A 15,663-nucleotide genomic window follows, 5' to 3' on the forward strand; every position below is an offset into this window, starting at 1 on the left:
ATCCGCCATGGAAGACGAGATCCGAGAAAGAGGTTCCCCTTGCCCGCGGACGTGCTCGCGCTGACCGGCGCGCAGCTGGGCGTCTGGTACGCCCAGCGCCTCGACCCCGCCGACCCGAGCTTCAACGTCGGCCAGTACGTCGAGCTGTGCGGACCCCTCGACCTGGACCTGTTCGGCGAGGCCGTACGGATCGGGGTCGGCGAGACGCAGGCCCTGAACGTGCGGATCGTGGACGGCCCCGACGGGCCGTGGCAGGTGATCGGCGAGGCCGCGGACTGGGACTTCGGCGTCGTCCGCTGCGACCCCGAGGAGGCGCTGCGCGCCATGCGGGCCGACCTCGCGACCCCGGTCGACATCCTGACCGGGCCGCTGGTCGCCGAGACCCTCTACGAGGTCGGCCCCCAGCGCTACCTCTGGTACCAGCGTTTCCACCACATCCTCATGGACGGCTACAGCTTCGCCCTGCTGGCCGGGCGGGTCGCGCAGATCTACACGGCGCTGGCCGCGGGCAGGCCGTACGGGGACAGCCCGTTCGGGCGGCTGGGGGCGGTCGTCGGCCAGGAGGTCGACTACCGGACCTCCGGCGGGCGCGAGCAGGACCGCGACTGGTGGCGCGAGCACCTCGCCGACCGGCCGGAGGTCGCGGAGATCACCTCGGGGACCTCCACGTACGGCTTCCTGCGCGAGCGGGCCGAGTTCCCCGGCCAGGCGCTGCTCGCCGTCGCCAAGGAGGCGGGCGGGACCTGGGCCGACGCGGTGACCGCCGTCACCGCCGCCTACACCTGGCGGATGACCGGCGCCGCGGACGTCGTCCTGGGCATGCCGTTCGCCGGACGGTTCGGCGTGGCGTCGATGCGCGTGCCGGGCATGACGGTCAACGTCCTGCCGGTCAGGCTCCTCCACGAGGCGGAGACGACGCTCACCGGCCTCGTCCGCCAGGCCGCCGCCGAGATCGTCGCCGTCCGGGCCCACCAGCACTACCGGGGCGAGGACCTGCAGCGCGACCTCGACCTGGTCGGCTCGGGACGCAGGCTGTACGGCCCCTCGGTCAACGTCAAGGCCTTCGACTACGAGCTCTCCTTCGCCGGGGTCGACGGCGTCACCCGCAACCTCGCCGCGGGCCCCGTCGACGACCTGGAGTTCTCCTTCTACAAGACCCCCGACGACGTCCTGGTCGTCGAACTCGACGGCAACCCCGGCAGGTGCACGCCCGAGACCCTCAGGGCGCACCTGCGGCGCTTCCTCGCCTTCGCCGACGCCATGACCGCGGCGCCGGGAACGCCGGTCGCGGAACTGCCGCTGATCACCCCGGCGGAACGCGACCTCGTCGTCGACGGCTGGAACGCCACCGGGACGCCCGTCACCGGCGCGACCCTCGCCGAGGCGTTCCGCGCCCAGGCCCGCAGGACGCCGGAGGCGGTCGCGGTCCGCGACCTGTCCGGCACCGGGAGCGGTCTCAGCTTCGCCGAGCTCGACGCCCGCTCCGACCGGCTGGCCGCGCTGCTGCTCGGCAGGGGAGCGGCCCCCGAGCGGACCGTCGCCCTCGAACTGCCCCGCGGCACCGGCATGATCGTCGCCCAGCTCGCCGCCCTCAAGTCCGGCGCCGCCCACCTGGTGCTCCCCACCGACCTGCCGGAGGAACGGCGCGCCTTCCTGCTGGCCGACGCCGGCCCGGTGCTCGTGGTCACCCCGGAGACGCTCGCCGAAGCCGAAACGGGGGCGGAGACCCTCCCCGAGGTGACCGTACGGCCCGCCTCGCTGGCGTACGTGCTCTACACCTCCGGCTCGACCGGCCTGCCCAAGGCCGTCGCCGTCACCCACGCCACCCTCGCCAACCTGTGGGAGCACCACCGCGTCACCCTGCACGCCGGACCCCGCAGGAAGGTCGCGCACTCCTACGCCTTCTCCTTCGACTCGGCGTGGGGGCCGTTCCTGTGGATGGTCTCCGGGCACGAACTGGTCGTCCTCGACGAGCACGAACGGCGTGACCCCGCCTCCTTCACCGGGCTCGACGTCATCGACGTCTCCCCGTCGTTCTGCCTGCAACTGGCCGACGCCGACATGCTCGACCGGCCGGGACACCCCGGGCTCGTGCTGCTCGGCGGGGAGGCCGTGCCGCCCGCGCTGTGGCGGCGGCTGCGCGAGACCCCCGGTGTGCGCGCACACAACCTGTACGGCCCGACCGAGTTCACCGTGGACGCCCTGTGGGCCTGGCTCGACGACAGTGAGGAACCGGTCGTCGGCCGTCCCGTCGGCGGGGCCAGGGCCTACGTGCTCGACGCCCGCCTGGCCCCGGTGCCGCCCGGCGTGACCGGGGAACTGTACGTCGCGGGCGGCGGCCTGGCCCGCGGCTACCTGAACCGGCCCGGCCTGACCGCGGAACGGTTCGTCGCCGACCCCTTCCAGCCGGGCGGGCGGATGTACCGCACCGGCGACATGGCCCGCTGGCGCCCCGACGGGACCCTGGAGTTCCACGGCCGCACCGACGACCAGATCAAGATCCGCGGCCACCGCGTCGAGCTGGGCGAGGTCGAGGCCGCGCTGGCGGCCGTGCCCGGCGTCACCCAGGCCGCGGCCGCCGTGCGCGGCGGGCTGCTGACCGGCTACGTCGTCGGCGACGGCCTGGAGGCCGCCCGGGTGCGGGGCACGCTGGCCGCCCGGCTGCCCGGCTACATGGTGCCCGCCGCCGTCGTCGTGCTCGCCGCCCTGCCGCTGACCGGGCACGGCAAGCTCGACCGGCGCGCCCTGCCCGCCCCCGAGTTCACCGCCACGGGCCGCCCGCCGCGCGACGCGACGGAGGAGACGCTCTGCGGGATCTTCGCCGAGGTCCTCGGTCTGCCCGAGATCGGCATCGACGACAACTTCTTCGAGCTGGGCGGCGACAGCATCACCTCCATCCAGGTCTGCGGGCGCGCCCGCAAGGCCGGGCTCGCGGTGACGCCCCGCCAGGTCTTCGAGCTGAGGACCGTCGCCGGTCTGGCCGCCGTCGCGGGAGCCGTACGGCAGGCCCGCCCCGACGACGGCGTGGGGACCGTCCCGCTCACGCCCATCGTCGCCTGGCTGCGCGACCTCGGCGGCTCGGTCACGGCGTTCCGGCACACCGCCTCCGTGGATCTTCCCGAGGGAGTCACCGGCGAGCGGGTGCTTCAGGCGGTGCAGACCCTGCTCGACCACCACGACGCGCTGCGCGCCCGCCTCAACCCCGACTGGACCCTCGACGTCCGGCCCCCCGGCGCGGTCGCCGCCGCCGACGTCGTCGGTACGACCGCCGGCCCCGGGGACGACCTCGACCCGGCGGCGAGCCGCATGGTCGCCTTCACCCACGAACCGGGACGGCTCACCGTCGCCGTCCACCACCTCGTCGTGGACGGCGTCTCCTGGCGTGTCCTGCTGCCCGACCTGCGGGCCGCCCTCGAAGGACGGCCGCTCGAACCGGTCGGCACCTCGCTGCGCACCTGGGCGGCCACCGTGGCCGACCTGGACGTCTCCGGCGAACTGCCCTACTGGACCGGGGTTCTCGACCGGCCGGGACCGAGGCTCGGCGCGCGCAGGCCAGGACCCGGCGACACCGTCGGCACCGCCGTGCGCTCCGTCGTCACCGTGCCGCCGGGCCGTACGGCGCCGCTGCTGGCCGCCGCGGCCCGCTGCCGCGCCGGGATGGACGAGTTGCTGCTGGCCGTCCTGGCCAGGGCCGTCGGCGGGGACGAACTGCTGGTGCAGACCGAGGGGCACGGCCGTGACCTGATCGACGACCTCGACCTGTCGCGCACCGTCGGCTGGTTCACCGTCGAACACCCCGTCCGCGTCCGTCTCGACGGAGCCGCGACCCCGGCCGGCACCCTCAGGAGGGTGAAGGAGGCCGTCAGGTCGGTGCCCGGCGGCGGGCTCGGCTACGGCGTCCTGCGCCACCTGCGCGGACTGCTCGACGGGCTGCCGCAGCCGCAGATCCTGTTCAACTACCTCGGCCGTTTCGCCGCGGGCGCCGCCTTCACCGCCTCCGACGACCCCGCCATGCCCACGCCGTACGCCCTTGAGGTCAACGCCTTCCTGCACGAGACGCCGCAGGGACCCTCGCTGGCCGTCCACCTGTCGAGCCCGCCCGGCGTGCTCGACCTGGACGACCTCGGCGCGCGCTGGGACGCCGCCCTCGACGAACTGGCCGCGACGCCCGACGCGCTCGTCCCGTCCGACCTGCCGCTGGTCGCCCTCACCCAGCGGGAGGTCGACCGCCTGCCCGGGGACGCCGCCGACGTGCTGCCGCTCTCGCCGCTGCAGGAGGGCCTGCTCTTCCACGCCAGCGCCGACGAACTCGACGTCTACACCTCGCTGACCCACCTCGACCTCGAAGGGCCGGTCGACGGGCTGCGCGGGCGGATGGAACGGCTGCTCGCCCGGCACGACAGCCTGCGTGCGGTCTTCCTGTCCGACGGCTTCGACCGGCCCGTCCAGGTCATCCCGGCCCGGGCGGAACTGTCCTGGCGGGAACTCGACCTGTCCGGCGAGCCGGAACGCCTCGACGAGGTCGAACGCGCCGAACTGGCCCACCGCTTCGACCTCACCCGCTCGCCGCTGCTGCGCTGCCTGCTCGTACGGCTCGGCCCTGACCGCCACCGGCTGCTGCTGACCGGCCACCACATCGTCGCCGACGGCTGGTCGACCCCGCTCATCGTGCGCGAACTGGTCTCGGGAACCGCCGAACCGGCGCCGCCGTACCGGGACTACCTGGCCTGGCTGGGCCGCAGGGACACCGAGGCCGACGCCGCGGCCTGGCGCGAGGCGCTGGCCGGGCCGGTCGAACCGACCCTGGTCAGAGGCGCAGAAGCCGCGCGAACCCCCGTCCCGCCGCGTGAGGTGGCCGTCGAGCTGCCCGCCGCCGTGGGGGAGCGGCTCGGCGTGTTCGCCAGGCGGCACGGCCTGACCCTCAACACCGTCGTCCAGGGGGCCTGGGCGATCCTGCTCGGCGTGCTCACCGGACGCGACGACGTCGTCTTCGGCGCGACCGTCTCCGGCCGTCCCGCCGACCTCGACGGCGTGGAGAACATGATCGGCCTGTTCAGCAACACCGTCCCCGTCCGGGTGCGGCTCGACCCGGAGGAGGCGGCGCTCGCCGCGCTCACCAGGCTCCAGGCCGAACAGGCCAGGCTGCTCGACCACCAGTACCTCGGCCTGGCCGAGATCCAGGCCCTCGCCGGGGCCGGGACGCTCTTCGACACGCTGCTCGTCTTCGAGAACTACCCGGCCGGGCAGGGCGTGCCCGGCGGTGAGGTCACCGTGACCGGCGCAGGCAACCGGGGCCACACGCACTACCCGCTGACGCTGCTCGTGCTTCCCTCGGGCAACCCGGTGCTCGGCCCCGACGGCGGCGGGCCCCGCTTCGTCCTGGAGTACCGGCCGGACGCGTTCGGCGACGACGAGGCCCGAGCCGTGGCCGCCCGCTTCGCCCGGGTGCTCGCGCAGCTCACCGCGGAGGTCGTCGTCGGCGAGATCGACGTGCTGATCGAACGCGAGAGCGTCCTCGGCGACTGGATCGCCACCGAGGCGGAGATCCCCGCAGGCACCGTCGTGGACGTCTTCGAGGCGCAGGTCGCCGCGACCCCGGACGCGACCGCGGTGGTCTCCGGCACGACCGCCCTGACCTTCGACCAGCTCAACCGGCGCGTCAACCGGCTCGCGCACGCCCTGACCGGGCTCGGCGCCGGGCGGGAGACGCTGGTCGCGCTCGCGCTGCCCCGCTCGGCCGACCTGGTCGTCGCGCTGCTGGCCGTGCTGAAGACCGGGGCCGCCTACCTGCCGATCGACCTCGACTACCCGGAGGAGCGGCGGCGGCTCATGCTCGCCGACGCCCGCCCCGTGCTCGTCCTGACCAAGCTCCCGGAGACCGACGACGGCCCGGAGACCGACCCCGTCGTCGAACGCGACCCCGCGCAGCAGGCCTTCGTCATCTACACCTCCGGCTCGACCGGACGCCCCAAGGGCGTGCAGATCGCCCACCACGGCCTGATGAACCTCTACCGCGACCACCGCGACACCGTCTTCGCCAGGGCGGTCGAGGCGGCGGGCGGGCGGCGGCTGCGCGCCGCGCACACCGCGTCCTTCTCCTTCGACTCCTCCTGGGAGCAGCTGCTGTGGCTGCTGTGCGGCCACGAGCTGCACGTCTTCGACGAGGAGACCCGCCGCGACGCCGAGGCGACCGTCGCGCTGGTCGCCGAACGGCGCATCGACACCCTCGACGTCACCCCGACCTTCGCCGAGCAGCTGCTCGACTGCGGCCTGCTCGACGGTGAGCACCGGCCCGTGCTCGTGCTGCTCGGCGGCGAGGCCGTGCCCGACGCGCTGTGGCGCCGCCTGCGTGAGACCCCCGGCGTGCTCGCGCACAACTACTACGGCCCGACCGAGGACACCGTGGACACCCTCGGCGCCGACCTCGCCGACAGCCCCACCCCGGTCGTCGGACGGCCCATCGCCAACACCCGCGTCTACGTGCTCGACCGCAGGCTGCGCCCGGTGCCGCCGGGCGTCCCCGGCGAGCTGTACATCGCCGGGGCCGGTCTGGCCCGCGGCTACCTGAACCGGCCGGGCCTGACCGCGGAACGGTTCGTCGCCGACCCCCTCAGGTACGGCGAGCGCATGTACCGCACCGGGGACCTGGCCCGCTGGCGGCCCGACGGCACCCTGGAGTTCCTCGGCCGCACCGACGACCAGGTGAAGGTACGCGGCTACCGGATCGAGCTGGGCGAGGTCGAGGCCGCGCTCACCGCGCAGCCCGGGGTCTCCCGCGCCGCCGTGATCGTCAGGGACGACCGGCTCGTCGCCTACGTCGTCGCCGACGGGCCGGTCGACCCCGGCGCGCTCGGCCTGCCCGCCTACATGATCCCCGCCGTCGTCACCCTCGACGCGCTGCCGATGAACGTCCACGGCAAGCTCGACCGCGCCGCCCTGCCCGCCCCCGGGGTGAGCCGTACGGCGGGCCGCGCGGCCAGGGACGAACGGGAGGAACTCGTCCGCGGCGTGCTCGCCGACCTGCTCGGCGTGCCCGCGATCGGCGCCGACGACGACTTCTTCGCCCTCGGCGGCCACTCGCTGCTGGCCGCCCGCGCCGTCAACCGCATCCGGCGCGCCCTGGGCACCGGCCTGGCGATCAGGGACCTGTTCGAGGCACGCACCGTCGCCAGGCTCATGCCCAGGCTCGGCGGCGCCGCCCGCGCGCCGCTCACCCGCATGCCGCGCCCGGAACGGGTGCCGCTCTCGGCCGCCCAGCGCCGCCTGTGGTTCCTGCACCACCTCGAAGGCCCGAGCCCGGTCTACAACATCCCGCTGCGCCTGCACCTGACGCCGGGCGCCGACGCCGCCGCGCTGCGCGCCGCCTGGCACGACGTGACCGGCCGCCACGAGATCCTGCGCACCGTCTACCCGGACGCCGAAGGCACGCCGTACCAGGTGGTCCTGGACGTCCGGCCGCCGCTGACGACCGTGGCGAGCACGGCGGAGCGGCTGGCGGACGACCTCGCCGAGGCCGAGGAGTACGGCTTCGACCTGCCCGCAGAGCCGCCGCTGCGCGGGACGCTGTTCACCCTCGGCGACGGACGGCTCGTCCTGTCGGCCGTCTTCCACCACATCGCCAGCGACCAGTGGTCGGAGGGGGTGTTCCTGCGCGACCTGGCGAGCGCCTACGAGGCAAGGCTGGCCGGGCGGGAACCGGAGTGGCCCGACGTCCTGCAGTACGCCGACCACACCCTCTGGCGCCGGGACGTCCCCACCGAGGAGGACGAGCGCCACTGGCGGGAGGCGCTGGCGGGCATCCCCGACGAGCTGGCGCTGCCCTACGACCGGCCCAGGCCGCACACCCCGACCCACCGGGGCGCGACCGTACGGCTCCGCCTGCCCGACGACGTCCACCGGGGCGTCGCGGCGCTGGCCGGGCGCGGCGGCGCGACCCCCTTCATGGTGCTGCAGGCCGCCGTCGCCCTACTGCTGGGCAGGCTCGGCGGCGGGGACGACATCCCGCTCGGCGTACCCGTGGCGGGCCGCCCCGACGAGGCCCTCGACGACGTCATGGGCCTGTTCGTCAACACGCTCGTGCTGCGCGCCGACCTGTCGGGCGATCCGTCGTTCGACACGCTGCTCGGCCGGGTGCGCCAGACGGAACTGGCCGCGCTCGCCCACCAGGACCTGCCGTTCGAGCGGCTCGTCGACATCGTCGCCCCCACCAGGTCACTGGCCAGGCACCCGCTGTTCCAGGTCATGACCCAGTACCACCGGGCGGAACCCGCCGTCGCCCTCGGCGAGCTCGAACCCGACCTGAGCGTCCACGCCCGCTTCGACCTGGCCTTCAACGCCGTGGACGACGGCGAGGCCACGCACCTGTCGATCATCTACGCCCGCGACCTGTTCGACGACGCGACCGCCCACCTGCTCGGCGACCGGCTCGTCCACGTGCTGCGCCAGGTGCTGGCCGACCCGGCGCTGACCGTCGGCGCGGTCGACGTGCTGTCCCCCGCCGAACGCGGCCGGATCACCGGCGAGTGGAACGACACCGCCCGCGAGGTGCCCTCCGGCACGCTCAGCCGCCGCATCACCGCCCAGGCCCGCCGTACCCCGGACGCCCTGGCCGTGGCCGCCCCCGAGGGGCCTGAGGGGAGGACCTGGCTTGAGCTGACCTACGCCGAGCTGGAACGGCGCGCCGACCGGCTGGCCTGGGAACTCGCCGAGGGCGGCGCCGGTCCCGAGACGATCGTCGCGGTCTCCGTCCCCCGCTCGGCGGAGCTGATGGTCGCGCTGCTGGCCGTGCTGAAGACCGGGGCGGCCTACCTGCCGATCGACCCCGACTATCCGGCGCGGCGGCGTGAGCTGATGCTCGACGACGCCCGCCCCGTCCGGCTGCTGACGGCCGCCGACGTCCCCCGTGAGGGCGGGGACCGGCCCTTCCCCGACGCCTCGGCCCCCGGCGGCCCGGCCTACGTGATCTACACCTCCGGCTCGACGGGACGGCCGAAGGGCGTGGTGGTCGAGCACCGGGCGATCGTCAACCGCCTGGCCTGGATGCAGGCCGAGTACGGCCTCACCCCGGACGACCGGGTGCTGCAGAAGACCCCCGCCGGGTTCGACGTGTCGGTGTGGGAGTTCTTCTGGGCGCTCTGCGAGGGCGCCGCCGTGGTCCTGGCCGCGCCCGGCGACCACCGCGACCCCGCCAGGCTCGTCCGGCTCATCCGGGAGCGGTCCGTCACGGTCGCCCACTTCGTGCCGTCCATGCTGCGGGCCTTCCTGACCGACCCCGGCGTGCCCGGCTGCGTGAGCCTGCGCCACGTCGTCTGCTCCGGCGAGGCGCTGCCCGCCGACCTGGCCGCCGACTTCAGGAGGGCGCTCGGCGCCGGGCTGCACAACCTGTACGGCCCGACCGAGGCCGCCGTGGACGTCACCTACCAGGAGTACACCGGTGACCCCGGAGCCGCCACGGTCCCGATCGGCCGCCCGGTGTGGAACACCGGCGTCCACGTGCTGGACGCCGCGCTGCGCCCGGTGCCGGTCGGCGTCCCCGGCGAGCTGTACCTGTCGGGCGTCCAGCTCGCCCGCGGCTACCTCAACCGGCCGGGCCTGACCGCCGAACGGTTCGTCGCCGACCCGTCCGGGCACGGCGAGCGCATGTACCGCACCGGGGACCTGGCCCGCCGGCGCCCCGACGGCACCGTCGAGTTCCTCGGCCGCACCGACGACCAGGTGAAGATCCGCGGGCAGCGGATCGAGCTGGGCGAGGTCGAGGCCGCGCTGCGCGCCCTTCCCGGCGTACGGCAGGCCGCCGCGGCCGCCGTCGAGGGCCGCCTGATCGGCTACGTCGTCGGTGCTTCGGACGGTGCGCTCGACCCGGCGACGCTCCGCGCCGAACTGGCCTCGTGTGTCCCCGCCCAGCTCGTGCCCTCGGTGATCGTGCCGATCGACGCGCTGCCGCTCTCCGTCAACGGCAAGCTCGACCGCCGCGCGCTGCCCGTCCCCGCCGCGCCCGAGGCGCCCGCCGCCGCGAAGCCCGCCAGGCCCGGCGAGGAGACCATGGCCGCCGCCTTCGCCGAGGTGCTCGGCCTGGGCGCGGTCGGCGTCGACGACGACTTCTTCGGCCTCGGCGGCGACAGCATCATGTCCATCACCCTGGTCGCCAGAGCCCGCGCCGCCGGGCTGAAGATCACCGCCAAGGACGTCTTCGAGCACCCGACCGTCGCCGGGCTCGCGGCCGTCGCCACGGCGGCGGAGCCCGCCGCCGCGACGCCCGCGGAACCCGAGGAGGAGGCGGGCGGCCCGCTGCCGCTGCTGCCCGTCATGCACTGGCTGCGCGAACAGGGCGTCCCGGTCGAGGACGTGCACCAGGCCAGGCTGCTGCGGGTGCCGCCCGCGCTCGGCGTCGAGCGGATCACCGCCGCCTTCGACGTCCTCGCCCGCCGCCACGACGCGCTGCGGCTGCGCCTGGCCAGGCCGCACCCCGCGATCTGGTCGGCGGAGATCACCCCTGAGGCGGCCCCCTTCGAGGTGCGCCGGGTCACCGGCCTGGCCGGTCTCGAAGCCGAGTACCGCGCCGCCGTCGGACGGCTCGACCCGGCGACCGGCGCGGTCGTCCAGGTCGTCTGGTTCGACCTCGGCGAGGAGCCGGGCCGCCTGCTCGTCGTCGCCCACCACCTCGTGGTGGACGGCGTCTCCTGGCGCTTCCTGCTGCCCGACCTGGCAGCCGCCGTCGAGGGCCGCGACCCCGCCCCCGTCCCCGTCTCCCTGCGTCGCTGGTCACGGCGGCTGAGCGAGGAGGCGCACACCCCCGGGCGGCTCGCCGAACTCGACCACTGGCTGGCGGCCGTCGCCCCCGGCGCCACCCGCCTGGCGGTGACGCCCCAGGCGTCCCCGGTGTCCGCTACGGCGCCCGCCACGCACGAGACCGTCCTGGACACCGCGCTCACCCGGAGCCTGCTTTCGGCCAGGGGCGGGATGAACGCGCTGCTGCTCACCGCGCTCGCCCTGGCCCTGCCCGGCGACGGCCCGGCCCTGGTCGAGCTGGAGGGCCACGGCCGCGAACACGCCGAACTCGACCTGTCGCGCACCGCGGGCTGGCTCACCGCCGTCCACCCGGTACGTCTCGACCCCGGGGCCCCCGGCGGCACAGCCGGCACGGTCACGGCGTTCAAGCGGATCAGGGAACAGCTGGCCGCGGTGCCCGACGGCGGCCTCGGCTACGGCCTGCTGCGTCACCTCAACCCGCAGACGGCCGCCGTGCTCGCCGCCGCGCCCCGCCCGGAGATCCTGTTCAACTACCTGGGCAGGTTCGGCGTCGGCGGCGCCGAGGACTGGGGCATCGCCGACGAGACGCTCCCCGAGATCGGGACCGGCGTCTCGCCGTACGGGCTTGAGGTGGACGCCGTCACCCAGGACAGGGCCGAGGGGCCGACGCTGCGGGTCACCTGGACCTCGGCCGTCCTCGACGGCGCGGAACTGGCCGGTCTGGCCGGGCGCTGGGAGGCGGCGCTGGCCGAACTCGGCGCCCCCGGCGCCCTCGACGACGCGCTGACCCCCTCCGACCTGCCGCTGGTCTCCCTCACCCAGGCGCAGATCGACGAGCTGCCCCCCGGCACGGCCGAGGTGCTGCCGCTCGCGCCGCTGCAGGAGGGCCTGCTCTTCCACGCCACCGTGGACGAGGGCGCGCTCGACGTCTACACCGTGCAGAACTTCCTCGAACTGCGCCGCCCGATGGACGCCGGACGGCTGCGCGAGGCCTGGCGGCGGCTGACCGCCCGCCACCCCAACCTGCTGGCCGGGTTCCGGTACGACGGCCTCGACCGGGCCGTCCAGTTCGTGCCCAGGACGGCGGAGCTGCCGCTGACCGAGATCGACCTGACCGGTCTCACCGGGCGGCCCCTCACCGGGCAGGAGGCGCGGGCGGAGGGCATCGACCTCGGCTTCCTCACCGACCCGGCGCAGCGGGACGCGGTCGCGCGGATCCTGACCGAGGACCGCGCCAGGCGCTTCGACCTGACCAGGCCGCCGCTGGTGCGCTTCACCCTGGTCAGGCTGGCCTCCGACCACCACCTGCTGGTCATGATCCACCACCACATCCTGTGGGACGGTTGGTCGGAGGGGCTGTTCCTGCGGGAGCTGTTCGACCTGTACGACGGGCGAGAGCCCGAGCGGGTCACCCCCTACCGGGACTATCTGGCCTGGCTGTCGCGGCAGGACACCGGCGCCGCGTTCGAGGCCTGGAAGCAGGCCCTGGCCGGGCTCGCCGAGCCGACGCTGCTGGCCCCCACCGGGGGCGAGCTGACCGCGGTCGTGCCCGACGCCGTGCTGGCCGAACTGCCCGACGGGTTCGGCCCGAGCCTGGTCGCCCAGGCCAGACGGCACGGCCTGACACTCAGCACCCTGCTGACCGCCGCCTGGGGCATGGTCCTGGCCGGGGTCACCGGCCGCTCCGACGTCGTGTTCGGCAGCACCGTCTCAGGACGGCCCGCCGAGATCCCCGGCGTCGAGTCGACCATCGGCCTGTTCCTCAACACCGTCCCCGTGCGGATCACCCTCGACGCCGACGAGTCCCTCCTGGACCTGCTCACCCGCCTGCAGCGCGGCCGCTCCGCCGTACTGGCCCACGAACACCTCGGGCTCGGCGAGATCCAGCGGGCGGCGGGACTCGGCCAGCTCTTCGACACCCTGTACGTGCTGCGCAACTTCGGCGACGACGAGGAGGAACGCCTGCGCGTCACCGCCTCCTACGGCATCGCCGAGATGGACAGCGTGGACGGCACCCACTACCCGCTGACCCTCGTCGTCACCCCGGACGAACGGCTCAAGGTGTCGCTGGCCTACCGGCCCGACGTGTTCGACCGGCCGCTCGCCGAGGCGATGCTCGCCCGCTTCACCCGACTGCTCGAACAGATCGCCGGGGACCTGACGACACCCGTCGGCCGTCTCGACCCGCTCGGGCCGGACGAACGACGGCTGGTGCTCCAGGAATGGAACGCCACCGATCACCCGCTGCCGGACAAGACCGTGGCCCGCCTCCTGGAGGAACAGGCCGCGCGCACCCCCGGCGCCGTCGCGCTGGTCTTCGGCAGGGAACGCCACACCTACGCCGAGCTCAACGCCCGCGCCAACCGCATCGCCAGGATGCTGGTCGGCAGGGGCGCCGGGCCGGAGCGGATCGTCGGGCTCGCGCTGCCGCGCTCGGCCGACATGGTCGCCGCGCTGTTCGCGGTGCTCAAGACCGGCGCCGCCTACCTGCCGCTCGACCTGGACTACCCGGCCGACCGGATCGAGCACATGATCGACGACGCCGGGCCGGTGTGCGTGCTGCGCCCCGGGGACCTGGACGGACTGGACGGGCTGCCCGGCGACGACCTGGGCCTGGAGTTCCCGCTGAGCCACCCGGCGTACGTCATCTACACCTCGGGCTCGACGGGGAGGCCGAAGGGTGTCGTCGTGCCGTACGCGGGCCTGACCAACATGCAGTTCAACCACCGCAGCGAGATCTTCGACCCGGTCGTGGCCTCGGCGGGACGGCGGCTGCGGATCGCGCACACCGTCTCCTTCTCCTTCGACATGTCGTGGGAGGAGCTGCTGTGGCTCGTCGAGGGGCACGAGGTGCACGTCCTGGACGAGGAGATGCGCCGCGACGCGCAGTCGCTCACCGCCTACTGCGCCGAGCACCTCGTCGACGTCGTCAACGTCACCCCCTCCTACGCCCAGCAACTCGTCGAACACGGCCTGCTCGAAGGGCACGTCCCGCCGCTGGTGCTGCTCGGCGGCGAGGCCGTCGGCCACGCCCTGTGGGAGACGCTGCGCACCACGGAGGGGACACTCGGCTACAACCTGTACGGCCCGACCGAGTACACCATCAACACCCTCGGCGGCGGCACCGGCGACAGCGTCACCCCCATCGTCGGCCGCCCGATCTGGAACACCCGCGTCTACGTGCTGGACGACCGGCTGCGCCCGGTCCCCGTCGGCGTCGCGGGCGAGCTGTACGTCTCCGGGATCGGCCTGGCCCGCGGCTACCTGAACCGGCCCGGCCTCACCGCGGAGCGCTTCGTCGCCGACCCCTTCCAGGACGGCGAGCGCATGTACCGCACCGGCGACGTCGTGCGCTGGCGCGGCGACGGCAACCTCGACTTCCTCGGCAGGGCCGACGACCAGCTGAAGATCCGTGGATTCCGGGTCGAACCCGGCGAGATCGAGGCCGTCATCGCCGCCGAACCCGGCGTCGGCCAGGTGGCGGTCGTCGCCCAGCCGGGCCCGGTCACCCGCCTGGTCGCCTACGTCGTGCCCTCGGGGGACGGCCCCGGCGACCTGGCGGCGTCCCTGCGGGAGCTGCTGCCCGGCTACATGGTGCCCTCGGCGTTCGTCACCCTCGACGAGCTGCCGCTGACCATCAACGGCAAGCTCGACCGCAAGGCGCTGCCCGCCCCGGACTTCGCCGCCGCCGTCTCCTCCCGCGAGCCGCGCGACGAACGCGAGGCCGCCCTGTGCCGGGTCTTCGCCGAGGTGCTCGGCCTGCCCAGGGTCGGCGTCGACGACAGCTTCTTCGAACTCGGCGGCCACTCGCTGCTGGCCATGCGGCTGGCCGCCAGGATCAGGACGGAGCTCGGCACGCCGCTCAAGCTGGCCACCGTCATGGCCGCCCCGACCCCGGCGGAGCTGGCCGTACGGCTGGCCGGGGGAGCGCCGGGCGGATTCGACGTGATCCTGCCACTGCGCGCCTCGGGCGACCTGCCGCCGCTGTTCTGCGCGCACCCGCCCGCCGGGTTCGCCTGGCTGTACGGCGGGCTGCTGCCCCACCTCGACCCGCGCAGGCCCCTGTACGGCATCCAGGCGCCCCAGCTGACCGGGGAGGACTTCGCCCCGGTGACCATCCGCGACCTGGGCCGGGCCTACGCCGACCGGATCGCCGCCGTCCAGCCCGCCGGGCCGTACCACCTGTTCGGCTGGTCCTTCGGCGGGCAGGTCGCCTACGCGATCGCCACGGCGCTGCGCGAGAGGGGGCAGGAGGTCGCCTTCCTCGGCGTGCTCGACACCTTCCCGATGGACGCCGAGGAGGAGCCGAGCCGCACCCCGCAGGAACTGGACGAGCTCAGCCGGGCCGAGACCGAGGAGTTCCTGCAGGGGCTGCGCGAGTCGGCGGGTGTGCTCGCCGACTTCGACGACGCCACGGTGCGGGCCATCGCGACCGTCCACCGCGCCTGCATGGACCTGCTGCTCGGCGCGGACTACGCCCGCTACGACGGCGACCTGCTCGTCGTCACCGCCACCAAGGACCGGGTGGAGACCGGTGACCACCTGCAGTGGGCCGCCCACGTGGACGGGGAGATCGTCAACCACGACGTGGACTTCACCCACGCGGAACTGCTCACCCCCAGGGCGCTCACCGTGATCGGCCCCATCGTGAACCGCGCGCTCAACGAGATCCAGACCACGAGACCAGCACAGGAGAACCCCCGATGACCAATCCCTTCGAAGACGCCGACGCCCGCTACCTGGTGCTGGTGAACGCCGAGGGGCAGCACTCGCTGTGGCCCGCCTTCGCCGACGTGCCCGGCGGCTGGGAGAGCGTCCACGGCCCGGCCTCCCGCGCCGACTGCCTGGCCTACGTCGAGGCCAACTGGACCGACATGCGCCCGAAGAGCCTCGTCGCCGAGATGGGCGGCTGAG

At 74.5% G+C, this 15,663-nt stretch carries 2 protein-coding genes; both read left to right on the top strand.

Annotation, left to right across the window (positions count from 1 at the left end):
- The first annotated feature begins 39 nt into the window (after positions 1–39).
- Complete coding sequence (locus ABT340_RS04080; RefSeq protein ID WP_352009150.1) at positions 40–15,456, top strand: non-ribosomal peptide synthetase; 15,417 nt, start codon at positions 40–42, stop codon at positions 15,454–15,456.
- Complete coding sequence (locus ABT340_RS04085) at positions 15,453–15,662, top strand: MbtH family protein (RefSeq protein WP_352009151.1); 210 nt, start codon at positions 15,453–15,455, stop codon at positions 15,660–15,662. The genes ABT340_RS04080 and ABT340_RS04085 overlap by 4 nt, the downstream gene beginning before the upstream one ends.
- The last annotated feature ends 1 nt before the right edge of the window (position 15,663 follow it).

Source organism: Streptosporangium sp. NPDC000239 (genome assembly GCF_040300765.1).
Classification (GTDB): Bacteria; Actinomycetota; Actinomycetes; order Streptosporangiales; family Streptosporangiaceae; genus Streptosporangium.

Excerpts from the sequence above, each read along its gene's own strand:
- ABT340_RS04085 (WP_352009151.1), top strand. The coding sequence starts at position 15,453 with ATGACCAATCCCTTCGAAGACGCCGACGCCCGCTACCTGGTGCTGGTG.